This is a genomic window from Mycobacterium sp. TH-M25, assembly GCF_057473665.1.
Genome location: NZ_JBYCLA010000246.1, coordinates 1 through 26,330 on the forward strand (window position 1 = coordinate 1; position 26,330 = coordinate 26,330).

Sequence of the window (26,330 nt, forward strand, 5' to 3'; positions counted from 1 at the left end):
CCCGACCCGCGTTTCGAGCTCGAGTATCACCTGCAGCGGGTGCGGCTACCGGGCGATGGATCAATCGCGGCATTACATGATCTAGCAGCACAATTCGCGGCCCGCCCACTCGACCCTGAGCGACCGCCGTGGGAAGCACTGCTGGTGCTCGGTGTCGATGGTGATCGGGCCGCGTATCTGTTCAAGCCGCATCACTGCCTCAGCGACGGTGTCGGGCTTGTTCAGCTTCTCAATCTGGCCCACGGCTACAGTCGTGAGCCCGGTCCCGTGGACGACACCCCGCCGCCGGCGCCCCGACGCACCGAGTCCCCGGGGGGCCTGTTAATCAACCGTCTCGCGGGTCGGATCGTCAATGCTCCCGCAGATGCGTTGCGTGAAACCGTCCTGGCAGCGAGCCGGTTTGTGGCTGATCCGGTCGGAACCACCAGCGGAGCAGTGAAGTTCGCGGCATCGCTGCGGCGTGTGCTGTCACCAACGGAAGCACCTCACTCCCCCGCGATGACAGGCAGCGGCGCAGGCTACCGGCTCGACACCTTCGACGTAGTATTCGACGATCTGAAAGCAGCGGGGCGAGCGGCAGGCGGTTCAGTCAACGACGCTTTCTTGGCCGGGCTGCTTGGTGGTGTCCGGCGCTACCACGAAAAGCTTTCCCTCTCCGCCGATGTCATGCCGGTTGCGATACCGGTCAGCCTCCGAACCGATGCTGACCCCATGGGCGCCAACAAGTTCGCCGGCGCACGGTTCGTGGCCCCGGTGGGCGAACCCGATCCGGCGATCCGCATCGCCGCTATTCACGACTTCATCCTTTCCGCACGCGCCGAACCCGCTCTTGGATTTCTCGACCTCATCGCGCCAGTGCTCAGCCGCCTACCTGGAGTCGCATTAACTCGCATCGCTGGTGGTATGACCGGTCTTGCCGACCTGCAGGCCTCAAACCTCGGCGCTATCGGTCGTCCGCTGTATCTGGCCGGGGCGCGCGTGACACGCGTCTATCCGATGGGGCCGCGGCCGGGTATTCCCGCCATGCTGACAATGCTGACCTACGAGGGAACCTGCTGCATCGCAGTCAACTTCGACCCGGATGCCATTGTCGATGCGGCGGCGTTCTCGACCTGCCTGCGCGAGGGTTTCGATGAGGTCCTCGCGTTGGCGAAGCCTGACTAATCGGCCTATCCTCGGCCGGAACCACATGGTTGTTATGGCATTGCCAAACAACAATCTTGGGCAAAAGGTCCAGCGATCCGGCACAGTCTGTGTGCTCAACATCAGAGTTACACCGCTGTGGTCTCGGCGGCGCTGCCCCTTTCGCGGCAGCGAGGAACCCCCGTCGTGGTGACGCGCTGCGGACGCCGAGGCGCCGACAATGATCCTCGGCGGCTCCACTGTACGCGGTACGTCGTGCAAAGCGTCTAGATGTGAGAACAACATCGGTGGCGCCGGCCACGCGGCCCTTGGCCGGTGACGCGGCACTCTAGCCATTGCCGATGACACGAATCGATATGCCCGACAACCGAAGACGTCGATTCGCGCAGAGCCAGAACTCTGCGGGTTAGAGGAAGGGAAATCGTGAACTTCGAGAAGGTTATTGCCATTTTGGATGCATCGGTTGGCGGCCCAGACGCTGATGTTGCATCACACGGGCCCTTTTGGCGGGGTGTCACCCGCGATCGGTTCGTCGAGATGAAAGTCGGCGGAAGAAAGCTGGTGACCCTCGGAGATGGCGCAAACTCCAACCTGGTGTTGTCGCTCAAAGGTGAAGCCCCGTTCGGCGCCGACCTCGACAACCCTCCTGTAGGCGCGGTGCAACCGGTCATGCCAGCCTACCTCGACCCCATGCCCGCCGAAGATATCGAGACGATCGAACAGTGGATTGACGACGGCTGCCCGGTCGACTGACCAGCGAGAATCGACCGATCTGGACCCTCGCAGACCCGAGGTACCCCTAACGTGGGAGCGATGACCCCCCGTCATGGTGACGCACAAACACCGAGCCCAGCGTGAGACTTGGATCACCGAATCGCCTCGGCCACAGAATGAGGCATACGGGGACACCAGATCATAGAAAGAGGACGTCCATGACGACCGCTCAGCAAGCCGAACCGGCAGTCCTTCCCGACGAAATCGCTCGACAGATCGTGCTGCCCGAGGGGCACGCAGACCTCACCGCGTTGTTCGACGCCTACAAATGGATGCGCGAGCACATGCCGGTCGCCAAGGCCATCGTCGAGGGCTACGACCCGATCTGGCTGATCACCAAGCATGCCGACATACAGGAAGTCGAAAGCCTCGCCGAGGTCTTCTGCGCCGGCGGCGGGCCAGACAACCCCGGCTCACACAACCCAATCCTGACCAACCAGGCCGGCGACGAGTTCACCAAAAGCATGCTTGGCGGCAGCCTGCGCGTACTCGACGCCCTGCCCTACATCGACCCTCCGGAACACAACGAAGCCAAAAACGCTGTGTTCAAATCACTGCGACCGAATAGCCTCAAGCAGTACGAAGAACGGATTCGCGGACTCGCCCGGGAGTCCATCACACATCTCGTCGAGATCACCGCGGCCGGCGAACCAATCGATGTCGTCGATGAATTCGCTTTGGCCTATCCACTGCGGGCACTGATGTCGCTGGTCGGGATACCGCAGGAGGAGTATCCGCGGATGCTCCAACTCACCCAGGAGTTCTTCGGTACCGCCGATCCCGAGCACCAGCGAGACGACATCGAAGTAACCCCGGAGCAGATGGCGCAGCAGTTCGCCGCGACCATCCAGGATTACTACGGCTACTTCGACACCATCGTCGAGGACCGCCGCGCCAATCCCACTGAGGATCTGGCGACCGTTATCGCGTGCGCGAAGAAGTCCGACGGAGAGCACTTCACGAAGACGGAATGCTACGGCCGTTACATCGAGTTCGCCACCGCCGGACACGACACCACCTCAGCAACGCTGGCCGGCACACTGAAGTTGCTTGCTGAACATCCCGATGTACTGGCCCGCGTCAAGGCGGACCTCAGCTTGGTGCCCGACCTCGTCAATGAGGCGTTGCGACTGATCTCACCGGTGAAACATTTCATGCGCCTGGCATTGTCGGACCACACGTTGCGCGGGCAAACCATCAAAGCCGGTGACCGGCTGATGCCTCTGTTCCAGTCGGGTAACCGCGACGAGGAAGTCTTCGCCAACGCCGACGAGTTCAACATCGACCGCAAACCCAACCCCCACATCGCATTCGGCTTCGGCACCCACACCTGCCCGGGCCAGCACGTCGGCAAACTGGAACTGCGATTAATGCTGGAGGAGCTGTTGCCCCGGTTGGAATCCATTGAGTCGGCAGGCCCCGGAAAGGTGACTCAGACGAATTTCGTTGGTGGACTTAAGCACTGGCCAGCCAAGATCACAGTTTCCTGAACGGCGGACACCGATGACCTCTACGACGACCCACACTATCGACTACCCGCAGCTGTTTATCGGTGGAACCTGGACCGCCCCCGGCGGACACGACACCATCGACGTGCATTCTGCGGCCACTGAACACAGGATCGGGTCGGTGCCGCGGGGCACCGAGGCTGATATCGATGCCGCAGTCGCCGCTGCCAGAACGGCATTCGACTCCCCCGATGGCTGGGCCAGCTGGGACCCCAAACAGCGGGCCGACGTCCTCGAGCGGTTCGCCGCAGAGCTGGAAGCCCGAGGAGCGGAAACTGCTCGGCGGGTGTCGATGCAAAACGGGATGCCGATCTGGCTCGCACAACAATTCGAGGCGGGGTTTCCCGCGCTCCTGCTGCGCTACTACAGCGGCCTGGTCGCCAGCGCGCCAGCCGAGGAGACGAGACCTGGCATGCTCGGCGGCACGTCCCTCGTTTCGAAGGCGCCCATAGGCGTGGTGGGCGCCATCGTGCCATGGAATGTCCCCCAGGGGATTTCGTTCCTCAAGATCGCCCCAGCTCTGGCGGCTGGCTGCTGCATCGTGCTCAAACCCGCCGAAGAGACCGTGCTCGACGCATTCCTGATGGCCGAAGCGGCTGCCGCAGCTGGTTTGCCTGAAGGGGTCATCAACGTCGTGCCCGGTGGCCGCGAGGTCGGCGCCTATCTCGTCGAGCATCCCGGCGTCGACAAGGTGTCGTTCACCGGCTCCACGGGCGCGGGCCGCTGGATCGCAGAGGCCTGCGGGCGGCTGTTGCGGCCTGTGACGCTGGAACTCGGCGGAAAGTCCGCGGCGATCGTGCTCGATGACGCCGACTTATCCGGCTCGATCGAGCAGTTCTTCGGCGCCACATTGCTCAACAACGGACAAATCTGCTGGCTCAACACCCGAGTGCTGGCACCACAGAGTCGCTACAACGAAATCGTCGACACGATAACCGATTTGGCCAAGTCGCTGACCATTGGTGATCCGCTGGACCCCGAGACCAAGATCGGGCCCATGGTGTCCAAGCGCCAGCGTGAACGTGTCGAGGGCTATATTGCCAAGGGCAAGAGCGAAGGCGCGCGAATGACCACCGGTGGGTCGCGGCCGGCGGGATTCGATCACGGCTGGTTCCTTGAACCGACGATCTTCGCCGATCTGGACAACAACGCGACCGTGTCACGCGAAGAGATCTTCGGGCCCGTGCTGTCGGTGATCCCCTACAGCGACGAAGACGAGGCTGTGACTCTAGCCAACGATACTGTCTATGGACTGGGCGGCAGCGTCTGGTCATCTGATCCCCAGCGGGCTCTCGACGTTGCACGCCGCGTGCACTCCGGCACCGTCGGCATCAACCACTACGTCAATGACCCCGTCGCGCCGTTCGGCGGCGTAAAGCAAAGCGGGCTCGGTCGTGAACTCGGACCCGAGGGGCTGTCTCCCTTCCAAGTGTTCAAGACCGTCTACCTGCCGCCCCCGGCGCAGAGCGGCTAAGACACGACGCCAGTCGGATTGGTGTCAGCAGCAGCATTCCGACTGGCGTCGAACTGATTTCGTGCGCATTTCACGGATCGGAGCTACTCAACGATGTCTGCGCCTGCCGTCGCCTCATCTGGGGCGAATGTTCGTGAATTCACGTCCGAACTGATCGTTCTGCACCGAAGCGCACCAGCCGAAGGCGTCGTGGTGCTCGACCTCGCCCACCCAGATAATGAAGACCTGCCCAGGTGGGAACCGGGAGCCCACATCGACTTGATGCTTGGCGATGGACTCACCCGCCAATACTCGCTGTGCGGCGATCCGCACGATCCTTTGACGTGGCGCATCGGCGTGCTTCTCGACCCTGGCAGCCGTGGTGGTTCACGCTACGTTCATGAAAAACTCGAAGAAGGCACAAGGGTACGCGTTCGCGGGCCGCGCAACCACTTTCCGCTGATCGACGCGCCGAAGTATCGATTCATTGCCGGCGGTATCGGCATCACACCAATTCTGGCAATGCTTGAATCTGTTCAGCGCGCCGGTGGCGACTGGACCCTGCTGTATGGCGGGCGTACGAGCGCCTCCATGGCATTCGCTGACGAGCTCGCAGCTCGCTATCCCGACCGCGTCACGGTGTGGCCGCAGGATCAGCGTGGCCTGCTCGATCTGGAATCGCTCTTTAAGGAACCCGAAGGCAACACGCTGGTCTACTGCTGTGGTCCCGAGCCGTTGCTCTCAGCGGTCGAGCAACACTCCAGCCACTGGCAGGCAGGCACTCTGCATCTAGAGCGATTTGCGGCTAAGTCTCCGTCTACCGATGCAGCGACTTGCGCCCTCGACCAATTCGAGGTGGTCTGTCAGCGCTCTGGGATCAACATCGAGATCACCGCAGACCAATCAATCATCGAAGTCCTCGAGGAACGCGGCATCCCGACGCTGGGCAGCTGCTACGAAGGAGTTTGTGGAAGCTGCGAAGCGCGCGTACTAGAAGGCACTCCCGAACACCGGGACTCCGTGCTCACCGATGCTGACAAAGCCGCCGGCGAGGTCATGATGATTTGCGTCTCGCGCTCGTGCACCAAAAGGCTGGTGCTTGACCTGTGAACATTACCGAGACCAATTACCCGAAGAAGTGCTGGTACGTCGCCGCCAGCTCCGAGGAGGTTGGAGACTCCCCTCTCGGACGTCGCTTGCTCGGCCAAGAGGTGGTGCTATGGCGCAGCAGCGACGGTGACGCCATTGCATTCGAAAACCGCTGCGCACATAGGGCTTTCCCGCTGTCGCACAGCAGCGTCCAAGGCAATCGACTGGTGTGCGGGTACCACGGATGCACCTATGAAGCGGACGGAACATGCTCGTCCACGCCCGCTCAACCGCACGTACCCACGGGCATGAGAGTCACGGCGTATCCGGTCATTGAGCAGCCGCCATTTATCTGGATATGGCTTGGGCCGCCCGGTGCCGCTGCAAGCAGCCGACCATCCCACCTGAGATGGGTCAACGATCCCACCTGGGCGACATTTTCGAACGCTTGGCAGGTCGACGCCAACTACATGATGGTGCACGAGCACTATCTGGATTTCAGCTACGCGACTGTTCTACACAGAGACGACGTGCCCCGAGAAATCAACAGCATGCCCGCTTTCAACGACGTCGAAGTCACCGAGACCACCGTGTCTTACACCCGGCACCTGCCCGATGCTCAGCTCACCGATTGGGAGGCCGACGCCACCGGCCTCGACCGCGAACGGGCCTACAAGCGCCGGGAGAGTGGGACTTTCGTCTCACCGGCAGTTCACCGACAGTACTGGGAGATCTCCGCGGGCGATGGCGCGCTCTACACCACGACGCGGACGCACGCGATCACACCCGAATCCGAGAATTCCACACATGTTTTCATGCAGGCGTCGCGTAATTATTCGCTCGACAGCGATGCTGTCGCCATGCGGTTGGCGTCGTTCTTATCTGACGTCTCTCAGCGCGACAATGCCACCCTCGAAATGGCATCCGCTCACTCCGGCTATGACGGATGGCGGAGCGGCGTGGAATTTCAAGCCGACGCCGCCGCCCTGCGCGCACGTCGCATCGTCGGGGTGATGCTCGCCAAGGAGGCCGGACGGTCCGCGCTCCGGCCTGGCTTTGCGCCGTCGAGCAGAAAAGACTCACTGAGTCCGCGTCGCACCGTTCAACGGTGAGTTGAACCAGGGACTTCAGCGTCGCTCAGGGGCGCCGCGCAGCCGCTCGATGATGGCGCTGAAGTCCAGCCCGGCGTTGGTTGTTACGAATTTGGCGTAGATGTCGGCGGCGTGGCTGCCCAGCGGCGCCGATGAGCCGGTCGAGTTGACTGCGTCCATCGCCAGCCCGAGGTCCTTGTTCATCAGCGCGGTGGCGAAGCCGGGCTTGAAGTCGTTGTTGGCCGGCGACGTCGGCACCGGTCCGGGTACCGGGCAATTCGTGTGCACCGCCCAGCAGTTTCCGGTTGACCCGGTGATGACGTCGAAGAGCGCCTGGGCTGACAGGCCGAGCTTGTCGGCGAGCACGAACGCTTCGCCGATCGCGATTTGATGAACGGCCAGCACCATGTTGTTGCAGATTTTGGCGGCCTGGCCGGCCCCGGCGTCGCCGCAGTGAATGATCTTGCCCGCCATGGGTTCCAGCACCGGGCGGGCCAGCTCCAGCGCCGTGTCGTCGCCACCGACCATGAAAGCCAGCGTGCCCGCCTCCGCGCCCTTGACCCCGCCGGAGACCGGGGCGTCGAGCTGGGCCACGCCGCGCGAAGCGGCCAACGCGTGCACCTCGCGGGCGTCGTCGACGGAAATGGTTGAGCTGTCAATGAATAACGTTCCCTCGCCGACGACGGGCAAGATCTCGGTGTAGCAGCGTTTCACCGCTTCGCCGTTGGGCAGCATCGTGATCACCACGTCCGCCCCGGTCACCGCTTCGGTCCCGCTGTCGAACACCTTGACGCCGTTGACCTTCGCGGCGTCGGCGGCCGCGGGCACCGGGTCGAAGCCCCGCACCGTGTGGCCGCCGTCGACCAGGTTTTTCGCCATCGGGCCGCCCATGTGGCCCAGCCCCAAAAACGCCACCGTCGACACTGTGCCCTCCTACGCGCCGGTGCGGATCCGGGCAGCCTCGGCCCGTCCGATGACCACCCGCATGATTTCGTTGGTCCCCTCCAGGATGCGGTGCACCCGAAGGTCGCGCACGATCTTCTCCAGACCGTACTCGCGAAGATAGCCGTACCCACCATGCAGTTGCAGCGCGGAGTCGGCGACGTCGAAACACGAGTCGGTGACATAGCGTTTGGCCATCGCGCACAGCTTGACCTTGTCCTCGGCGCCGTCGTCCAATGCGGCCGCCGCGCGCCACAGCATCAGGCGCGAGGTCTCCAGCGCGGTGGCCATGTCGGCCAGGGTGAACCGGATCGTGGGCTCGTCGAGCAGCGCAGCGCCGAACGCCTCGCGGTGCGCAACATAGTTCGCCGCCTTGTCGTAGGCGGCCTGTGCGCCTCCGAGTGAGCAGGCGGCGATGTTGATCCGGCCACCGTTGAGGCCGTTCATCGCGATGCCGAAGCCGGCGCCCTCGCCGTCGGCGCCGCCGAGCATCGCGTCGGCCGGCACGCGCACGCCGTCGAGAATGACCTGCGCGGTGGGCTGGGCGTTCCAGCCCATCTTTTCTTCGTGAGCACCGAAACTCAGTCCTGGTGAACCCTTGTCGACGATGAACGCCGAGATACCCCGCGGGCCGCTGGAGCCCGTCCGCGCCATGATCACGTAGACGTCGGAGGCGCCGGCTCCGGAGATGAACTGCTTGACGCCGTCGAGCACATAGTCGCCGCCTGCCTTGACCGCGCGGGTGCTCAACGCACCGGCGTCCGAGCCCGCGCCGGGCTCGGTCAGGCAGTAGCTGGCGATCGCGTCCATCGACGCCAACCGTGGTATCCAGGCCTTGCGTTGTTCGTCGGTGCCGAACGCGTCGACCATCCAGGCGCACATGTTGTGGATCGACAGGAACGCCGCGACGGTCGGGTCGGCCATGGCCAGTTGCTCGAAGATCCGCACCCCGTCCAGTCGGCGCAGCCCGCTGCCACCCACGTCGTCGCGACAGTAGATCGCCGCCATCCCCAGGCCCGCGGCCTCACGCAGCTCATCGATCGGGAAGTGGTGGGCGGCATCCCATTCCAGCGCGTTCGGGGCGATCTTCTTGGCGGCGAACGCAGCCGCGGTCTCGGTGATGACCCGTTCGTCGTCGTCCAGATCAAACAGTGGCATGCCCGGCGCTACTTCATCGTCGGGATGGAGAATTCGGCCCCGTCTTTGATGCCCGATGGCCAGCGCTGGGTGACGGTCTTGACCTTGGTGTAGAACTGGATCGACGCGGTGCCGTGCTGGTTGAGATCGCCGAAGCCGGAACGCTTCCAGCCGCCGAAGCTGTGATAAGCCACCGGCACCGGGATCGGCACGTTCACCCCGACCATGCCCACCTGCACGCGGGACACGAAGTCGCGGGCGGCATCGCCGTCGCGGGTGAAAATCGCCACCCCGTTGCCGTATTCGTGTTCGCTCGGCAGCCGCAGCGCCTCTTCGTAGTCGTGGGCGCGCACAATGCAGAGCACCGGTCCGAAGATCTCGTCGGTGTAGATCGACATGTCGGTGGTGACGTGGTCGAACAGCGTCGGGCCGATGAAAAACCCCTTCTCCAGGCTGGTGTCGTCGAAGGTCAGCTCATCGGCGGCGCGTTCACGGCCGTCGACCACCAGGTCCGCACCCGCCTGCACGCCCTGGCCGATGTAGTCGCGGACCCGCGCCAGTGCGGCCTCGGTGACCAGCGGGCCGTAGTCGGCTTTCGGGTCCAGGCTGTGCCCGACGCGTAGCTGGTTGATGCGCTCGACCAGCCGATTGCGAAGCCGGTCCGCAGTTTCCTTGCCCACCGGCACCGCGACGCTGATCGCCATGCACCGCTCACCGGCGCTGCCGTAGCCCGCCCCGATCAACGCGTCGACAACCTGGTCCAGGTCGGCGTCGGGAAGCACGACCATATGGTTCTTGGCGCCGCCGAAGCACTGCGACCGTTTGCCGTTCGCGGCGGCGGTGGAGTAGATGTACTGCGCGATGTCGGAGCTGCCGACAAAGCCGACGGCGTGGATGTCGGGGTGGTGCAGGATCGCGTCGACGGCCTCCTTGTCGCCCTGGACCACCTGAAACACCCCCGGCGGCAGACCGGCCTCGGCGAACAGCTCGGCCAGCCGCAGCGGCACCGACGGGTCACGCTCAGAAGGCTTGAGAATGAAAGCGTTTCCGCATGCCAGCGCCGGCCCGGCCTTCCACAGCGGGATCATCGCCGGGAAGTTGAACGGGGTGATGCCGGCGACCACGCCGAGCGGCTGGCGCAGCGAGTAGACGTCGATGCCTGAGCCTGCGCCCTCGGTGAACTCACCCTTGAGTAGATGCGGGATACCGATCGCGAACTCGATGACCTCGATGCCGCGCTGGATGTCGCCGCGAGCGTCGGGGACCGTCTTGCCGTGTTCCAGGCTGAGTAGCTCGGCGAGTTCGTCGACATGGGCGTTGACGAGGTCGACGAATTTCATCAGAACCCGGGCGCGGCGCTGCGGGTTGAACGCCGCCCACGCTTTTTGCGCCGTCTTGGCCGAGGCCACCGCGGTGTCGACGTCGGCGGCCGACGCCAGCAAGACCTGCGCCTGCACCCCGCCGGTGCTCGGATTGAGCACGTCCGCGGTCCGGGTCGACGAGAGGTTGCTGCGGCGTCCGTCGATGAAATGCGGAATCTTTTGATTCATGGCGTCCCTCGGGCATGGAGAAAGAAGCAGATAGGTTTACTAGGACATCCTAGTAAACGATCTGCTTTGTCGTCTATGCATCAGAAGTGGTAAAGGCCATGCTTCGCGGGAGTGATAGGCGCTCGCCCGCCGTTGCCTGAAGTGCTGAGTAAGCGTTGCGACTTAGATCCGCTACGTGACCGCGAATAGAGAGGCGAGGATGCCCAGGGCCGCAGTCCATATCGAGAATGCAGCACGCAGCGCGACTGGTGCGCCCCGCAACTCCATGAACTCATGGCCCGCCAGGTGGACCTTGATGCACGCAACGACTATGAGTGACGGAACCTCCCACGTTGCACCACGGTGGCCGGCTTGCCCTGTACCCAGCCACCATGTCGCGCAGGTTGCCATCATCAACGCCAGCCAAACTAGCGTTGCTCGCGTCGGTATACCGAAAGTCATTGCTGGCCAACCAGGTAAACCGAGGCGAAGATCGCTATCCACAGCAGATCGACCATATTCCAGTACACGGCCACGCCTTCGGCAACGAGCCGACAATTCGACCAAGGTCGTCGACGCTTCATCTCAGCATGCCACCAAGTCAGCAACGCTGAGCCGATGAGTACATGCAACAGAGCCCAGCTCCCCCCGCAACCTCCGAATGACCTCGGTGTTGCGACGTTCACTGGAATCCGCCGGGCCAACTCAGGTGAGCACACGCAGAGGTATCCACGGCGAAAGTTCCCGTTCATTTCAGCCCTCGCGGACATGGTAAGCCAACCTATTACAAACGACGCCAGCTATATCCGAATCGCAGCGCCTCAACAAGGTGGCGGTGCGCTGTCACCAGCCCGTTCCCGGACGCCGCGAGCTGTCGAACCTCAGTCGGTCGGTGACTCTTGTCTTTCAGCCCGTCAGGTCGCGTCCGAGGGCGACGCGGGCGATGCTCCATAGCTGCACTTCGTTTGCGCCCTCGTAGATCTCGCCGACCTTGCTGTCGCGCCAGATGGATTCGAGGTGGTTGGTGGTGCCATCGGCGGTCTGCTCGCGAACGAACCCGTAGCCGCCATGGACCTGGATTGCGTCACGGGCGACATCGACCGCGGCGCGGCTGCCAGTTACCTTGGCCATCGCGGCTTCGGGCTCCGGGGTGACGCCGGCGTCGGATTTGCGGGCGGCTTTCTGGTAGAGCGCGCGAGCGGACTCCAGCGTCATCGCGTGCTCGGCCATCCGGAATTGCCAGTGCTGGAGTGCGCCAAGCTTCGAGCCAAAGGCGCTGCGGCGGCGCATGTGTGCTGCCGCGTGGTCGAAGGCGCATTGGGCCATCCCGACACCCATGGCGCCGACGCCGATCCGGCCCAGGGTGAGGCTTTTGAGCGCTGCAGCCAGACCGCGTCCCGGTTCGGCGATCACGTGGTCCTCTGCCACATAAACGTCGGTTAACTTGACGTCCGAAGTCAGTTGCAATCGGTTGCCCATCTTCTTGTCGGGCTCGCCGACGACGACCCCGTCGGCGTGCATGTCCACTAGCAGCATCGCGTGCTTACCGTCGACCAGGCACAGCGTCGTCATGATGTCGGCCGCGCATGAGTTGGTGATCCAGCGCTTGTGTCCGGTGAGCCGGTACCCACCCGCGACACGGGTCGCGCTGGTACGCATCGCTTCTGCCGACAGGTCGGTGCTGGCCTCCGGTTCGCTGGTGGCGAACGAGCCGACGATTTCACCGCGGACGAGCCGAGGCAGGAACTCGCCGCGAATGTGGGCGGGGGCCGCGTCCAGCGTGCGGCCGACCAGCAGTGCCTGGCCGTCGTAGAGCGCTGAGGCCACACCGGGCGTGAAGTAGGCCATCTCCTCGAGCACAGTCGCTGCCGCCAGCATCGGAAACTCCAGACCGCGACCGCCGACGTCGGAGGGGTACGGCAGCTGGTAGAGGCCCGCGTCGGCCATCGCGGCCAGGATGTCGGCGGGAAAAGCAGCTTTGGACTCCTCGGCGCAGTTCAGTTCAGCCGCGCGTGGTGCTAATACCCGCTCGGCGAAGTCGCGCACCTCGGTGCGGATCTTCACGGTCTCGTCGGGCAGTAGGACATCGTCATAAAGCTGGTCGGAGGTTCGGGGTAACCCAATGAGGGAGGAGGTCCTGGCAGAGGTTTTTGACGCTGTCACTGGGGCCCTTTCAGGGTGGGGGTGGTCAGAGCATGCGTCCCGGGATTCATCTACAGTTCCTGCCTTAGGATTGTGCGGTGGATCACAACGAGTCGCAGGTGCGCGCGGTCCTCGATGGCCTGCGCAGCGTGGTGGACGGCGATGATCCGCGGAGCACATTGCGCGCGGATGATGCCCGAGCGCTCATCGACGACGCCTGGGACGCGTTGCATGGGGTGCTGGCCGAATCATCCTCGGGGGCTGCCGCTGAGTTGCTGGGCGCGCTGCACCGGCTCGCCGACGTCAACCACGCGCTGCTGGCCACGTGCGAGCTCCAACAGAGCGAGATCGGTCATCGGCTCGGCGATGTGCTGGCTCGGCTGGAAGCGGCACCATGCTCGGTCGACGAATTGGTGACCATGGCCCCTAGGCTGATCGCCGACCTCGGGTTCGACAGGGCCATCATCTCCCACGTCGGCGACGGAATGTGGGTGTCGCAAGCCGTGTTCATCGCCGACGACCCCGCCTGGGCGGAGGCCATCAACAGGGTCGGCCAAGAACAGCCACAAGCTTTGGTGCCCGGCCTTTTCGAGACCGAGATCGTGCGCCGGCGTCAGGCGATCGTGGTCACCGACGTCCAGGATGAGTCCAGGGTGCACCGGCCCATCGCCGACGCTTCCCTGTCGCGTTCCTACGTTGCAGCGCCAATTCTTTCCCGCGCCCGGGTGGTCGGCCTGCTGCACGCCGATCGGTACCTCCAGGGCCGCGACACCGACGTCACGGACCGCGAGGTGTTGTTGGCTTTCTCGCATGGGCTGCGGCTGGCGCTGAGCCGGGCCACGGTCGTCGGGCAGCTCCAATCTGCTGGAGACGCGATTAAGCTCGCGGCCGCCGACGCCGAACAGGCGCTGGCTGGCGTTCACGCTGTCTCGCTGGATATCTCGCAAGCTAACAGCGATCGGCCCGTCCCGATGCTCTCGTCGGCGGCGTTGCGCTCGGTGCGCGATGTGCTGACTCGACGCGAGGTCGAGGTGCTCGAGCTGATGGCGGCGGGCTGTACCAACGCGGCTGTGGCTACGACCCTGGTGATCTCGGAGGGCACCGTCAAACAGCATGTGAAGCACATTCTGCGCAAGCTTCGGGTGGGCAATCGTGCCGAGGCGGTGTCGCGGCTCTATCATTCAGCCGATCACTGAGATGGTGATGGCTTGCGTTGGGCAATTCACTGCCGCCTCCTCGAGTTCCTGACGCCGCCTGAGATCGAAGTCCTCACCCACCAGGGTTACCAGGCCGTCGTCGCCGATCTCGAAGACATCCGGCGAACTGGCTTCGCACAATCCGATCCCGGTGCACCGAAACCTGTCGACGGTGACGCGGCACCTAGCCGCCGTCACCGCGGCAGCTTCGGGTCGAACGGCATGTTGACGATGCCTCGGATGAAGTTGGTTTTCACCAAAGTCGGTACGCCAGCGATGAATTCGGGCATCTGTTGGCTCAGCTCGCGGAACAGTGAGCGCAGCATGGATTTGGATAACTGGTTGCCTAGGCAGAAGTGGGTACCTCCGCCGCCGAACGCGATGTGAGGGTTAGGACTCCGGTCCAGCTTGAAGGTGTCCGGATCGTCGAACACTGTTGCGTCGCGGTTTCCCGAGCTGTACATCAGCACCACCTTGTCGCCGGGCAAGATTTGTCGACCGGCCAGGGTGTATTCCGAGACGGCAGTACGACGGAAATTCTGGACTACGGATCCCCAGCGGAGGAATTCCTCCGTCGCTGAGTCGATCCGGTTCTCGAAGTCACCCCACAGCCACTGCCGCTGCTCAGGGAAGTCGGTCAGCGCTTTCGCCGCGAAGCTTGCGGTATGCCGAGTGGTGTCGGTGCCGGCGATCGCGCATAACACCATGGTGGCGCCGATCTCGAAGTCCGTGAGCTGTTCGCCGTCGATTTCGGCGTTGACCAGGCCGGTGAGTAGATCGTCGGCCGGCATCGCGCGGCGCGCCCCGATGAGTTCTTCGGTGATGTCGTGGATCTTCAGGGCGCCCTCCACTTGCACCTCGGCGGGATCACGCCCGCCCAGGAGAATCGGATCGGCCCACGCCTGGGTCTCGTCAGCGGCGTGGGCGACCTCGGCGCGCAGTTCCGCTGGCACGCCGAACATGTCCCCGAACATCTCGACGGGCAGGGGCTTGGAGATGTCTTCGACGAAATCGACCTCCACGCCGTCGCGCGCTTTCTGCGCTGCCGCGGCAACGGAATTTGTCAAGTCAAGTGAGACAGTGATGGTCAGTTTATTTGGGTTTCGGGTGCTGGCTGGTTGATCCAGAATTGGGTGGGCATCTGCGGTGGCAGCGGTCGGCGCCCGAAGCGCTCGGGGTGGGTGTGGTAGGCCGCGGTTAGGGTGATCTGACGGGCCTCATCGATCGCCTCGGTGGTCCCGAAGTGCACGGATGCTGGTGTGTGCCAAGCGATCCCGGAATGGCGGTGTACGTAGTTGTATTCGTAGAAGAAGCCGGCGCAGAACTGGCGTGCGTCGGCCAGGCTGGCGAAGGATGCGGGGAAGTTGGGCAGGTACTTCAATGTCTTGAACTGGCTCTCGGAGAATGGGTTGTCGTTGGACACCCGGGGCCGCGAGTGTGACCGGGTCACCCCCAGATCGGCGAGCAGCGCAGAGACCGGTTTGGAGGTCATTGAGGTGCCCCGGTCGGCGTGCACGGTGTGCGGGGTGGCGCCGTTGCGGTCGATGGCCTCGGCGATGAAGTCCCTGGCGAGCTCGGAGTCCTCGACCGGGGAAAGGATCCAGGACGGGTTGAAGCGGGAGTAGATGTCGATGAGCACGTACAGCTGGTAGAAGACGCCCTTGTCCGGGCCGCGGAGCTTGGTGATATCCCACGTCCAAACCTGGGAGGGCCCGTCGGCGAGTAGCTCGGGTTTGACGTTCGCCGGGTGGGTGGCCTGACGGCGCCGTTCCCGGCTTTGCCCGGCATCACGGGCGATGCGGTACATCGTCGACCGGGAGCACAGGTAGGTGCCGGCGTCGAGTTCACGTGCCCAGATCTGGCCGATCGACAGATCCGCGTTGGCCTCGGTGTTGATCAACGCCAGCACCGCTTCCCGCTCGGCGACCGACAGTGCTTGGCCATTGTTCGGGGACGCCCGGGCCGGTGGCGGGCCGTGCACCGGCGGCTGCAGGTGCCGGTAGTGAGTGGCCCGGGAGCGCCCAATCAGCACACACGCATCCCTGGTCGACACCCCCGCGGTGCGCAGCTGTCCGAAGGCGGTGTTCAACGCCGTGCCGACGGTGTCGGCGTGGCCGTGCTCTCGGAGATCGCCTCCAAGAGCCCTTGCAGTTTTCCCATGATCTCCACCACCGCCTGCGACTTCGCCAACTCGCGGGTCAGCCGCCGGTTCTCTACCCGCAGCCAGTCGCCTTCACTCTTCGGCTCCGATGAGTCTGAAGGCCTGTGCCGGCGTTGAGGTGCCGGCGCTCCCTGGGCCACCGCATTGCGGACTGCGGTCCATTCCCGGATCTGCGACTGATACAGGCCTTCCCGCCGCAACACCGCGCCCTTCTCCCCGCGCGGGGCCGCCTCATACTCCGCCACCACACGAGCCCGATACGCTGCGGTGAACGACCGACGAACCGGGCGCGGAGCCGGATCCGCCACGTCGTCAAGTGAACCGGTCGCCGACTCTTCGTCGGGGCAGATCGTGCCCGCAATGTTGCTACTCATCTGGCTGTCTCCTGTCGAAACTCCGCGAGTTCGCGGTGTCTCACTACAGCCTGACAGTCAGGGAGGTGATCGACTTCGACAGCGTTACACCGATTTCAACGCGAACTATTCGGAGCGTCTCCGAAAGTACATTGGCGGATAGTCGGGCGACCCGGTCGCCGTTGAGGCGTGAGGAAAATCTCCGAGAACAGGGCACCGTGATCGCACATTCCTGCGTCCGCAATCACGATGAGGGGGTGCTCGCATGGTGCTGCTTCGGCGGACCACAAACGCCGTTGGCCGCAAGCGGAGCCAGCTCGGTATTGATTTTGGTCAGACCATTAGTATGATTGACTTCCGCATATCCTATCGCATCATGCAAGGGGATTAGCTATGGAGGACCGAGAGCAAAGAGGCTCCTTAAAGTTCGGTCTCTGGTGCAACTGGATCTTTCTTCTGCTCACGGCGGTTGGCTGGCTGGGCATCGCTCACTTCTACATGCCCGCCCGCGCGGACCTCGGTCCCAACGCCACCAAGGTGTGGTTTTCCGAGACGCATCACTGGGGCGTAATTGTCGGTTGCACGCTGTTCTATATCGCCGCCGGGCTACTTACGCCCGGCTCGATCGTGTTCGGCATCATGCTCGCAAAGATCGAGGGCCGTTGGCCACTTTGGTCGCTCACCACAGCAGTGTGCGGAATCTTCATCTCGTTGATCGTCTTCCTGAATGCATGTGCGTGGATCGTCAGCGCTTATCGGAAGGAGAGCGGGGCGGACGTCAGCCAGGCCTTTAGCGACTGGGCGTGGTTCGCTTTCTTGCTCGGCTGGATTTATCTGGCCATAGAAATGCTCGCGTCCGGCGTCGTGGAATTGATGGATCACCGGTCCGAACCGATGATCCCGCGGTGGCTCACCTGGCTGACGTTTGCCGGAGCCTCGACGCTGTTCTTCGCGGCAGGCCCTGCGTTCTTCAAAAGCGGACCGTTCGCCTATCACGGGCTGCTGGCGTTCTATGTGCCGGTGTTCATCTGGGGCACGTACATATCTTTGACGACGTGGTACATGCTGAAGGAGCTCAAGCGTCCACCCGAGCCGAGACTGATTCCCGCACCTGCATCCGCCGCTGACTCCAGCTGACAATTGGAGGCAGCGCGCTTCCGGCGTCGGCCGCGAGGAGTTGACCGCGGTTAACCACTTGCGGTGCCACGGAAATCAATCCCGCGCGACAGAATGTCGGCGGACATGAAAAACTGCCCACTGGCGGACACGAAAGTGCCCGCTGGCGGCCATGAATCTGCCCAGACCTATCTGATCCCGCCCGGCGCGTCAGCGCCGTCGCGGCCTCTCCTGCGGTTTCGATGTCGATGCCTAGTCGAACCGAACCCCCGGAGGAGAGACCTACTTGAAGTCTGACGGAGAACTCATGGACATACTCAATGCCTACGATCTGACCGGCTCCTACCGCGTGTTGACCGTCGCGGTGGATGGCGACCACGGACCGCTTGATCGTCAGCGAGGATGCCGACGGACCACCACAGGGGACGGTGTTCGTCTGCATCATCGGCGTGCACATGAATGTCGGGCTCCCCGGTGAGCGCTGCACCGTAGCCGCCGGATGGTGTGCATGGCGACGGCAGAATCCTTGATTGTCATCCACAGTGACGATCGGCGGCCAGATGGGTTGGCCTCAAAACGAATTGACCCCTGCCGGAATCCGATCGTGGTAGGCAAGGCTGGTGAACCATGACTGTCGACCGCAGCGGTAATCGTCGCTCGAACCGCCGAGCTGGCCGAGGACCATCTCGCCGCCGGGACGCTGCACTGCCCACGATGCGGCGGCCGGCTCGCCAAATGGGGGTTTGGACGGCGCCGCACGATCCGCTCCCACGGCACGACGACGGTGACGCTGCAACCACGGCGGGTGCGCTGCTCGGACTGCGAATCCACCCACATCGTGTTGTCGACGGCATTCCAGGCCCGCCGTGCCGACACCACCGAGGTGATCGGGCAGGCGCTGCTGCACAAGGCCAACGGGCTGGGCTACCGGCGCGTCGCGACCCGCATTCACCGATCGGAGTCGACCGTGCGGCGCTGGCTGCGCCGCGCCACACCCGAGCACCAGCATTGGATGTACAAGCGTGGAGCCCGGCGGCTGATCGCGGTAGCACCCGACGCCTTCGCCGAACTGCGATTCATCGGCCACCAACTGCGCGACACCCTGTCGGTGCTCTGCGCCGCCGCCTACTGGGACCACCACCGGCTCGGCTTGCCCGACCCGCCCTGGACGATGGTCGGCATCTACACCCTCGGCAGGCTGCTCGCCCCGCCAGGCTGATCGCGCGACTTCCCCGGACTTATCGGTCCGGGGTGGCCTCGCTGCGCCCGCACATCGCCCCGCAGCGCCGAACCCAGCCCCAACACCGTTCGTGGTCACCAACAACGCCGGGCCATTCAGTCAGCACGGCCACGACCCCAATCACCCCGCCGACCATCGCGTCACGCTGCCCATGAGCGGCCACAAATTCGTCGTCATTCACCGTGACGGCGTCATCGTCATCCTCAGCGACGGCCAACAACCGCGCCGCAGCTGAGCTGTGCGGCTGCTCGCACCACACCGTCAAGAAAGCAGTCGACGACCGCAACCCCGAGTTGCCGCCGGCCACCCGGAGGGCCCGGATGATTGACGACTGGCGCGACCTCCTTGAGACCTGGGTCGCTGATTCGAAGGGCAAGATCCGAGGCGACAAAGCCCACGAACGACTGATCGCGTTGGGATTTACCGGCACCGACCGCACCACCCGTCGAGCGTTGGCGGATATTAAAACGCAATGGCGGCTGGGCAATACACGCGTGCACCGGCCCTGGATCACCGAGCCCGGACTGTGGCTGCAGTACGACTTCGCCGACGGCCCGCTGGTCGCCGGCCGCAAGATCGTGCTGTTAGTGGCGTGGTTGGCGTGGAGCCGATACCGAGTGGTGATCGCCTTGCGCGACCGGACCGCACCCAGTGTCTTCGCCGGGCTGGACCGGATCTTCCGGATCCTCGGTGGTGCTCCGACCTATCTGCCCACCGACACTGAACCTGCTGACCCAGTACGATTTTTTCACCGACGTCCAAGCCGCGTGCGCGGCGTTCGTCACCGACATCAATTCCCGCGTGGACCGCACTGCGGGTCGCCGTCCGATCGAGATGCTTTCGCAGGAACGTCCTGCCTTGCATGCGGTGCCCGACCTGCCGCACACCGCCGCGTTGGGGGTGACCCGCCGGGTCCCCGACAACACCCCGATGGTCACCTTCGAACAACTGCCAATACTCCTTACCAGCAACACTATTGGGCCACAGCGTCTGGATCCGACATCACGACGGCACCGACGAAGTCGTCATCTGCGCCCTCGATGACGGCGGACCGATCGAAGTGGCGCGGCACCCCCGTGCCACACCGGGAAGCCCCGCCATCGACGAGGATCACTTCCCCGGCCACGTCGACAAGGTTCCCGGCGACTACCGGATCCGCGCCCGCACCGCCAGCGAGCAGACGTTCCTGGCGCTGGGACCGGGTGCAGCGGTATGGCTCAAAGAAGCCGCCGCTGTCGGTACCGAACGGATCCTGCAGAAGATGGCCCACGCCGTGGAACTGTCCGCACTCGCCGGGCGTGCTGATGTCGACTGGGCCTTGGGTAATGCCGCCGTGCACGGCCGCTTCGCCACCGGCGACCTCGATTCCGTCCTCGCCAGCAAGGGCATGGACCCCACCCGTCGCGGCGCCGACGAAGACACCTCGCTAGCTCAAGGCACCGGAGGATGGAACCTGTTCGGCCGCAACATCATCGACGCCGATGAGGCGGGCATCGCATGACCACCACCACAACTGCCACACAGCTGCCCGCCGAGGTCGAATCGCTGATGCGTGGCTTGCGGTGGCTGCACGCCCGCGCGATCGCCGCCGACGTCTTGGCTACCGCCCAAACGCAACGCTGGGACCCCACCGAAGTCATCAAAGCATTGCTGACCGAAGAGTCCGCTGGCCGGGCCCGCTCCATGCTGGCGTCACGCCGCAAAGCCGCCGGCTTCCCGACCGGGAAGACCTTCGATGTGTGGGACCCGGCTGCGTCGTCGATACCGTTACCCACCCAGCATGCGTTGCAGACTTTGGTATGGGTGCGGCGTCGGGAGAACTTGGTGGTCTGCGGGCCCGCCGGGACCGGCAAGACGTTCTTCTGCGAAGCGTTGGGGCAGAAAGTGATCAAGGCCGGGATGCCGGTGGCGTGGTTCACCCTCGAACAGATCGGGGTTCTCGTCCGGGCACACCGCGCTGATGATTCCCTGGGCAAGGCGGTGGCCAAGATCGTGCGCGCCGAGCTCATCGTCATCGACGACGTAGGCCTGTTGCCGGTCGGCGCGGACGCCGCCGAAGGGCTTTACCGCACCGTCGAGGCCGAGGCCTTTCATTTCCTCATCGAGGTAATCGTGCATCGTTTCGCCAGTTGCCCCTTCTGTGAGGCGCTTATTGCTCTCGCGGTACATCATCACCGCCCATGAGGCACTAAGTCGTGCGCGGTGTCGGTGCAACCAGAGTTCACGGAACACTCTGAGGTCGGGCGTGACGTCGACGTCGACGTCGGTGAAGTAAGTGGAGGCGGAAATTGTCAAGGTGGATGAGGCCGAATCCTGCTGTGTGGTGGCCCTCGGTATCGGAATCGACGGGGTCAAGCACCCGCTGGCGCTGGTGGAGGGCTCGACGGAGAACGCGACTGTGGTCACCGCCCTGCTGGTGGACCTGCTGGTGGACCTGCATGAGCGGAGGCTGGACGTGACCCGCCCGATGCTGGTCGGGATCGACGGTTCGAAGGCCCTGCGCAAGGCCGTGGTCGACGTGCTCGATCACCCGGTGATCCAACTGTGCCAACTGCACAAGGTCAGAAATGTGAAAGACCATCTGCCGCAACGACGTCGCAGCACCGTGGGGCGCAGGATGACCGACGCCTACCACGCCGGGTCAGCGCTGCAGGCCGAAGCAGCGCTGCTGGCCCTGGCCAAAGAACTCGACCGCACCCAACCCCGGCGCGGCTGGCAGCCTGCGCGAGGGCCTGCACGAGCCCCTCACCGTGCTCCGATTGGGTGTTCCGCCCACGCTCGCGCGCACGCTGCGCTCGACGAAATGCATCGAGTCGATGTCTCGGTGTGCCGCGAACACGCCGGCAACGTCAAGCGCTGGCACGGCGGGCAGATGGCGCTACGCTGGTGCGCCGCCGGAATGGTCAAGGCCGGCAAGCAATTCCGCCGCGTCAACGGTCACCTCCACCAGCCCAAACTCCGAGCAGCACTCCAACGTGAAATCGCCGAATCTGTTGGAACCGTCGTGCACAATGACCAGGTGAGCGCAGCCTGATGCTCACCGAACCGCCACCGAAGTTCCGGAGCTCGGGACATCCGCCTCAGAGGCGGTTCCAGGGATTCCGAGATCGTCGTCTCGATCGCTCCTCGACAGCTGATGGCAAACACATATGCCTGATGCACTGTACGACTTAAGCGTTCGAAGCGAGATTGCCACCGACAGACATCTCGCCAGTGCTGTGTTCGCCGATTCATTTCCCACCCAGCTGGCTGACGACGACCGGTTAGGTTAGGGGCCGAACAGGGTCTGGTCAATGAGCAGCGCGGTCTCCAGCCCGAAGGTGTCGTCAGACAGCGACCGCCCGAGCAGCTCCTCAGCCTGGTTGAGCCGGTAGGTCACCGTTTTGTGGTGCACGTGCAGCGCGGCGGCGGCCCGGCCGCGGTTGTGCCCATTTGCGAGCAGCGCACGCACCGTGGCGCGGAGCCGTTCGCCGGTCTCGTCGCGTCTGGCTAGGTCACCGAGCCGCGCGGCGGCCAGCGCGCGGGCTCGGTCCGGGTCGCCACAGAGGATGGCGGCGATCTCAATGTCCCGGTGCCGGACCACGCCCGGCCCAGGATGCTGCGCGAGCCGTCCGACCCGCTCGGCCTCCCGTGCCTGCCCGAGCGAGCGCCGGAACCCCTCCCGCCCCCGGCCGGGTTCGCCCATTCCGACGAGCACCCCACTGACCCGGACGGCGGCCACCGCCGTCAGCTGGTCGGCGGTGGGTTCGGTGGGGAATCCGAGCCAGCTCCACCAGCTGCCCTCTCCGGAGGGAATGGCGAACGCCGGCACCGGGGCCGCCGCGAGCAGGCCGTCGAGCTCCCGGCGCACGTCGGCCACCTCGGCGAGCGGCGCCACGAGCAGCGCCACGTGGTATCGGGTCAGCTCGTAAGCCAGGCTCGCGGTGGCGGCGCCGAGGTCGACCGGGTTGGACCCGAGCAACCGGTGGACCACCTCGTGCCGGTCACCGAATCGCCTCGGGCTGGTGTCGGACCCCGGCGCCGGTGTGTTGTCCACGATCCGTTGGCAGGCCTGGTCGATGAAGTCGAACAGGTGCGCCGAGGAGATCCGTAGGACGGCCGGCAGCAGCTCCGGTTGGCGAATCTCGGCGTACACGTGCTCGCTCCACAGCCGCCACAGCAGCTGGTGGCCGACCCGGTAGGCCCGCAACAGGTCGGTGACGTTGCCACCGGCGATAGTGAGGTTGTCCAGCAGGTCCTGGGTGCCGGTCGGCGGCTCGATGGTGGTCGGCGTGACTCCGAAGGCGAGCGTCGAGAGCATCGCGCCGATGTTCTGATCGGTGCTTTCCTGCACCAGGGCGACCGCGTTCGGGGCGCCGGCCGGCGCCAGCTCGGGCACCACCGGCAGGACGTGGTCGGTGACCTGTGACGAGATGGCGAGCACCCTCGGCAGCAGATCACGCGCGAGCCTACGCACCTCGTCGGCACCGGACTCGGGACTCCCCATCGGGCACATTATGGTACTCAACTCTGGATAATTTATTTGTGTTCGCCACTTCGAGAGCTCGATGGTTATCACCAGTCGCGGAGCCGGGCGTTCGATCTCTTGCCGGTCGGTCCTATCAACTGCCGCTCGCGGTGCGCGAGCCTGATCTCATCGCGCCGTCATCGATGTTGGCGGAAGCCAACCAGGAGAGCTCATGATCACGTTCGACCAGATCAAGAAGAACTACGCCGAGGAGATCGAGCGCGGCCGCAACCGCACCCTCGCCTCCGCCGACCAGCTGCCGTTGAGCTACGAGGAGATCACGTCGGCCTGGCTGACGGCCGTACTGGCCGCGGACGTTCCGGGCGCGGAAGTGCTGTCCCACCGCCTCGGTAAGGAGGACGAAGGTACCTCCAGTCGCCGGCATATCTACCTGACCTGGAACGCCGCCCGCATCGAGGCCGAACTGCCGACGAGCGTGTTCTGCAAGAGCACAATGAGCCTGGAGAGCCGGTACCTGCTGGGCATGAACGGCGGCATCGCGGCCGAGGCGGTCTTCTACAACAAGGTGCTGCCCACCCTGGACATCCGGACGCCGCACCCGCTGTTCGCCCAGTACGACCCGGAGACGTTCAACTCGATCATCATCATGCGCGACCTCGCCGGCCAAGTGACCTTCGGCACCCACGAGCTCGACCTGACCTTGGAACAAGCCCGCAGCCAACTGCGACTGCTGGCCCAGCTACACGCGAAGTACCTTGACAGCCCAGAGCTGAGCACCTCCCTGCACGAGTTCAACGACTGGGAGGACTACTTCTCGATCACCGTAGAGGCTGCCGGATTCGGGCCGGCCTGCGCGCGTGGGTTCGCCATGGCCGAGGATGTGATCCCGTCCCGCCTGTTCGCCCGGGTGGACGAGATCTGGCCGGCAACGCTGCGCTGCGTCGAGCAGCACCGCGAGCTGCCCCGCACACTCATCCATTCCGACGTGCACCTGAAGAACTGGTACATCGACAACGACGGGGAGATGGGCCTCAACGACTGGCAGTGCTCCTGCAAGGGCAACTGGGGCCGCGACCTGGCCTACGCGCTGTCCACCGCGCTGACGCCGGACAACCGCCGCGCCTGGGAGCGCGACCTGGTGTCCTACTACGTCGAGCAGCTTCATGCCGCCGGCGCGCCGCGGGTGGAGTTCGACACCGCGTGGCGGCTGTACCGGCAGAACCTGTTCTCCGCGCTGGCCTGGTGGACCGGCACGCTCGGCCAGCCGCCGGAGGCCCCAAAGATGCAGCCCCCGGCAAGCTCCCGAGAGTTCATCCGGCGGATGACCGCCGCAATCGACGACCTGGACGCCCTCGACAGTTTCGCCTAAGCGCCCGTCCAGGGTCGCTGGGCCCGGGCGTCGACCGTGGCCGGCAGTCGCGGCCACCGTAGGCTCCAAGGTCCCCAAGCAGAGACGTCGGACGGGTCGCGGAATCCCGGATACTGCTGAGTGTGCACTAGGTGTCACACACGTGGCACTCAGTGTCGAACTTCAACGATGTTGTGAAGAACGGAGATCGCCGTGCCATTTAGCCTGGACGCCGAGATCGCGGCGGTGCTAGCTGCAACAGCGGAGGCCGGGGGTCTGGTCCCGGTTACGCCACGGGGAGACGCCATCGCGCTGCGCGACGTTGTCAACATGACGCTGCAGCTAATGGACTCGGCAGAACCCGACTCGCCCAGCGTCCTGACGGAGGACCACTTGGTGGCTGTCGCGGACGGAGAGATCCTGGTGCGCTGGTACACCAGGGAGCGGTCGGTGCCCGGTTCAGCGGTGGTGTACTACCACGGTGGCGGGAAGGTGTGTGGATCGGTCGATCTGTACGACCGCGTGGTGTCAAAATATGTAGAGCAGACAGGTGTTCCTTTTCTGTCCGTTGATTACCGACTGTCTCCGGAATACTCCGGCACGACTCTCGTGGACGACGGCCATGCCGCGTTGGCGTGGTTCGTGGCGCGGGCCGACACCTTCGGGGTGGACAAGGCGCGCATCGCGATCATGGGCGACAGCGGCGGTGGCGGCGTCGCCGCCGGGATAGCCATCGCCGCGCGCGACGCGGGCATCCCGGTGGCGAAGCAGATACTGATCTACCCGATGCTGGACGACCGAAACATCCAACCGGACCCCGAGATCGCGCCGTTCGCGACGTGGACGTATGACAACAACTTCACCGCATGGAATGCACTCCTCGATGCGGAGCGGGGAGGGACGAACACCTGTCCGCTCACCGCGCCATCGCGGCTAACGGATTTCGCTGGCCTCGCCCCCGCGTTCATCGACGTGGGTGAGCTAGACATCTTCCGCGACGAGAGCATCCTTTACGCACTCAACCTGGGGCGCGCGGGTGTGTCGATCGAGCTGTATGTCCGGCCCGGCTGCCCTCATGCCTTCGATCGCACTGCGCCCGCCGCCGAGGTGTCAATACGCTCCTGGGCGGACCGGTACCGCGCGATCCAGGCCGTGTGACCCAATCGCCTCCCCGTCATCGCCGGGGTGGCGGGCACCGGCGCAAGCTTCGCCAGGTGCCACAATGTGGCGCGCAGGCGGTGGTGAAGCCCCAGTCCGAAAGTAAAACCAACACAACCAGTTACACCGTTAACTTGACGAACCCCCTGGACACGGCCAAGCCTGGACGGATGGGGTCGAGGCAGCGGCGGCCAGCGCCAGGAAGAGGGCGACGTCCGTTACACGTTCGCCCGAATTTGTTGGGGTTTGAACCTGAGCCACAAACTAATTGTACTACTAGTAGGGCAATCCGCGAGTGTGCGCTTCGGCGTGGTGAAGTGTCGTTGAGCCGCCCGCCGCGAATAGAAGAATTCGCGAGATCGTCGGCTAAGGCTAAGTTGGCTATGGTTCACATTCGGAGCTGGACCGGAATCAGTGAGTCGCTCGCGTGACAGCGCCAAATCGTTTGCAGCGCGGAAGTTCTGAGCTCCGGCTCACCCTGC

General features: G+C 64.4%; 24 protein-coding genes and 2 pseudogenes. 16 read left to right on the plus strand and 10 right to left on the minus strand.

Annotated elements, in window-relative coordinates:
* From AC2VOU_RS08145 to AC2VOU_RS08170, 6 genes are all read left to right on the plus strand, one after another.
* The coding region (locus AC2VOU_RS08145; protein WP_486956915.1) for a wax ester/triacylglycerol synthase domain-containing protein at positions 1 to 1,164 on the plus strand (1,164 nt) is incomplete at its 5' end.
* Between the two features lie 402 nt (positions 1,165 to 1,566).
* Complete coding sequence (locus tag AC2VOU_RS08150; RefSeq protein WP_486956916.1) at positions 1,567 to 1,896, plus strand: hypothetical protein; 330 nt, start codon at positions 1,567 to 1,569, stop codon at positions 1,894 to 1,896.
* A 179-nt stretch (positions 1,897 to 2,075) separates the two neighbouring features.
* On the plus strand, positions 2,076 to 3,407 hold the full coding sequence (locus AC2VOU_RS08155) for a cytochrome P450 (RefSeq protein ID WP_486956917.1): 1,332 nt from the start codon (positions 2,076 to 2,078) through the stop codon (positions 3,405 to 3,407).
* 13 nt (positions 3,408 to 3,420) lie between these two features.
* Positions 3,421 to 4,899, plus strand: coding sequence for an aldehyde dehydrogenase (locus tag AC2VOU_RS08160; protein ID WP_486956918.1), 1,479 nt, complete (start codon positions 3,421 to 3,423; stop codon positions 4,897 to 4,899).
* Positions 4,900 to 4,992: 93 nt separating this feature from the next.
* Positions 4,993 to 5,988 (plus strand): PDR/VanB family oxidoreductase, encoded by a 996-nt coding sequence (locus tag AC2VOU_RS08165; protein WP_486956919.1) that lies wholly within the window; start codon positions 4,993 to 4,995, stop codon positions 5,986 to 5,988.
* Positions 5,985 to 7,079 carry a Rieske 2Fe-2S domain-containing protein gene (locus AC2VOU_RS08170; protein ID WP_486956920.1) on the plus strand — a complete coding sequence of 365 codons (1,095 nt, stop codon included), beginning with the start codon at positions 5,985 to 5,987 and terminating at the stop codon, positions 7,077 to 7,079. Before AC2VOU_RS08165 ends, AC2VOU_RS08170 begins: the two co-directional genes overlap by 4 nt.
* Before the next feature lie 15 nt (positions 7,080 to 7,094).
* On the opposite strand, the gene mmsB is transcribed toward AC2VOU_RS08170, so the two are convergent.
* The 5 genes from mmsB to AC2VOU_RS08195 form a co-directional block, all read right to left on the minus strand.
* Positions 7,095 to 7,982, minus strand: a complete 888-nt coding sequence (gene mmsB / locus AC2VOU_RS08175) for a 3-hydroxyisobutyrate dehydrogenase (RefSeq protein ID WP_486956921.1) — start codon at positions 7,980 to 7,982, stop codon at positions 7,095 to 7,097.
* Positions 7,983 to 7,991: 9 nt separating this feature from the next.
* A complete protein-coding gene (locus AC2VOU_RS08180) occupies positions 7,992 to 9,152 on the minus strand; it encodes an acyl-CoA dehydrogenase family protein (RefSeq protein ID WP_486956940.1) in 1,161 nt (386 codons plus the stop codon).
* Positions 9,153 to 9,166: 14 nt separating this feature from the next.
* Positions 9,167 to 10,687 carry a CoA-acylating methylmalonate-semialdehyde dehydrogenase gene (locus tag AC2VOU_RS08185; RefSeq protein WP_486956922.1) on the minus strand — a complete coding sequence of 507 codons (1,521 nt, stop codon included), beginning with the start codon at positions 10,685 to 10,687 and terminating at the stop codon, positions 9,167 to 9,169.
* A gap of 171 nt (positions 10,688 to 10,858) precedes the next feature.
* Complete coding sequence (locus AC2VOU_RS08190; RefSeq protein WP_486956923.1) at positions 10,859 to 11,128, minus strand: cytochrome C oxidase subunit IV family protein; 270 nt, start codon at positions 11,126 to 11,128, stop codon at positions 10,859 to 10,861.
* A 444-nt stretch (positions 11,129 to 11,572) separates the two neighbouring features.
* On the minus strand, positions 11,573 to 12,730 hold the full coding sequence (locus AC2VOU_RS08195) for an acyl-CoA dehydrogenase family protein (protein ID WP_486956924.1): 1,158 nt from the start codon (positions 12,728 to 12,730) through the stop codon (positions 11,573 to 11,575).
* A 176-nt stretch (positions 12,731 to 12,906) separates the two neighbouring features.
* Here AC2VOU_RS08195 and AC2VOU_RS08200 point away from each other — a divergent pair, with 176 nt between their 5' ends.
* On the plus strand, positions 12,907 to 14,004 hold the full coding sequence (locus tag AC2VOU_RS08200) for a LuxR C-terminal-related transcriptional regulator (protein ID WP_486956925.1): 1,098 nt from the start codon (positions 12,907 to 12,909) through the stop codon (positions 14,002 to 14,004).
* Here the strand turns inward: AC2VOU_RS08200 and AC2VOU_RS08205 are convergent.
* The 4 genes from AC2VOU_RS08205 to AC2VOU_RS08220 are packed head-to-tail and all read right to left on the minus strand — an operon-like array spanning position 13,990 to position 16,539.
* Positions 13,990 to 14,202 (minus strand): ferredoxin, encoded by a 213-nt coding sequence (locus AC2VOU_RS08205; protein ID WP_486956926.1) that lies wholly within the window; start codon positions 14,200 to 14,202, stop codon positions 13,990 to 13,992. The two genes, AC2VOU_RS08200 and AC2VOU_RS08205, sit on opposite strands and share 15 nt — an antisense overlap.
* Positions 14,199 to 15,071, minus strand: a complete 873-nt coding sequence (locus tag AC2VOU_RS08210) for a cytochrome P450 (protein WP_486956927.1) — start codon at positions 15,069 to 15,071, stop codon at positions 14,199 to 14,201. Before AC2VOU_RS08210 ends, AC2VOU_RS08205 begins: the two co-directional genes overlap by 4 nt.
* 20 nt (positions 15,072 to 15,091) lie before the next feature.
* Positions 15,092 to 16,093: a transposase gene (locus tag AC2VOU_RS08215; RefSeq protein ID WP_486956928.1), complete on the minus strand. Its 1,002-nt coding sequence runs from the start codon at positions 16,091 to 16,093 to the stop codon at positions 15,092 to 15,094.
* Positions 16,090 to 16,539, minus strand: a complete 450-nt coding sequence (locus tag AC2VOU_RS08220; protein ID WP_486956929.1) for a transposase — start codon at positions 16,537 to 16,539, stop codon at positions 16,090 to 16,092. The genes AC2VOU_RS08215 and AC2VOU_RS08220 overlap by 4 nt, the downstream gene beginning before the upstream one ends.
* A gap of 372 nt (positions 16,540 to 16,911) precedes the next feature.
* On the opposite strand from AC2VOU_RS08220, the gene AC2VOU_RS08225 reads away from it, so the two are divergent.
* The 7 genes and pseudogenes from AC2VOU_RS08225 to AC2VOU_RS08255 form a co-directional block, all read left to right on the plus strand.
* Positions 16,912 to 17,655 (plus strand): hypothetical protein, encoded by a 744-nt coding sequence (locus tag AC2VOU_RS08225; RefSeq protein WP_486956930.1) that lies wholly within the window; start codon positions 16,912 to 16,914, stop codon positions 17,653 to 17,655.
* Between the two features lie 347 nt (positions 17,656 to 18,002).
* The gene (locus tag AC2VOU_RS08230) at positions 18,003 to 18,164 is read left to right on the plus strand and encodes a hypothetical protein (RefSeq protein ID WP_486956931.1); all 162 of its coding nucleotides are present in this window, start codon (positions 18,003 to 18,005) and stop codon (positions 18,162 to 18,164) included.
* Between the two features lie 230 nt (positions 18,165 to 18,394).
* Positions 18,395 to 18,853, plus strand: a complete 459-nt coding sequence (locus tag AC2VOU_RS08235; RefSeq protein WP_486956941.1) for a helix-turn-helix domain-containing protein — start codon at positions 18,395 to 18,397, stop codon at positions 18,851 to 18,853.
* Positions 18,854 to 18,944: 91 nt separating this feature from the next.
* Positions 18,945 to 19,109 (plus strand): hypothetical protein, encoded by a 165-nt coding sequence (locus tag AC2VOU_RS08240; RefSeq protein WP_486956932.1) that lies wholly within the window; start codon positions 18,945 to 18,947, stop codon positions 19,107 to 19,109.
* Positions 19,110 to 19,850: 741 nt separating this feature from the next.
* A complete protein-coding gene (locus AC2VOU_RS08245; protein ID WP_486956933.1) occupies positions 19,851 to 20,375 on the plus strand; it encodes a hypothetical protein in 525 nt (174 codons plus the stop codon).
* Positions 20,372 to 20,956 (plus strand): annotated as a pseudogene (locus tag AC2VOU_RS08250) (ATP-binding protein); the annotation flags it as partial. The gene AC2VOU_RS08245 and the pseudogene AC2VOU_RS08250, both read left to right, overlap by 4 nt.
* Before the next feature lie 226 nt (positions 20,957 to 21,182).
* Positions 21,183 to 21,908: pseudogene (locus AC2VOU_RS08255) on the plus strand (transposase); the annotation flags it as partial.
* A gap of 234 nt (positions 21,909 to 22,142) precedes the next feature.
* Here AC2VOU_RS08255 and AC2VOU_RS08260 read toward each other — a convergent pair.
* A complete protein-coding gene (locus tag AC2VOU_RS08260) occupies positions 22,143 to 23,360 on the minus strand; it encodes a PucR family transcriptional regulator (protein WP_486956934.1) in 1,218 nt (405 codons plus the stop codon).
* A 193-nt stretch (positions 23,361 to 23,553) separates the two neighbouring features.
* Between AC2VOU_RS08260 and AC2VOU_RS08265 the strand changes: the two genes are divergently transcribed.
* On the plus strand, positions 23,554 to 24,711 hold the full coding sequence (locus AC2VOU_RS08265; RefSeq protein WP_486956935.1) for a phosphotransferase: 1,158 nt from the start codon (positions 23,554 to 23,556) through the stop codon (positions 24,709 to 24,711).
* 192 nt (positions 24,712 to 24,903) lie between these two features.
* Positions 24,904 to 25,848, plus strand: a complete 945-nt coding sequence (locus AC2VOU_RS08270) for an alpha/beta hydrolase (RefSeq protein WP_486956936.1) — start codon at positions 24,904 to 24,906, stop codon at positions 25,846 to 25,848.
* Positions 25,849 to 26,330 lie beyond the last annotated feature (482 nt).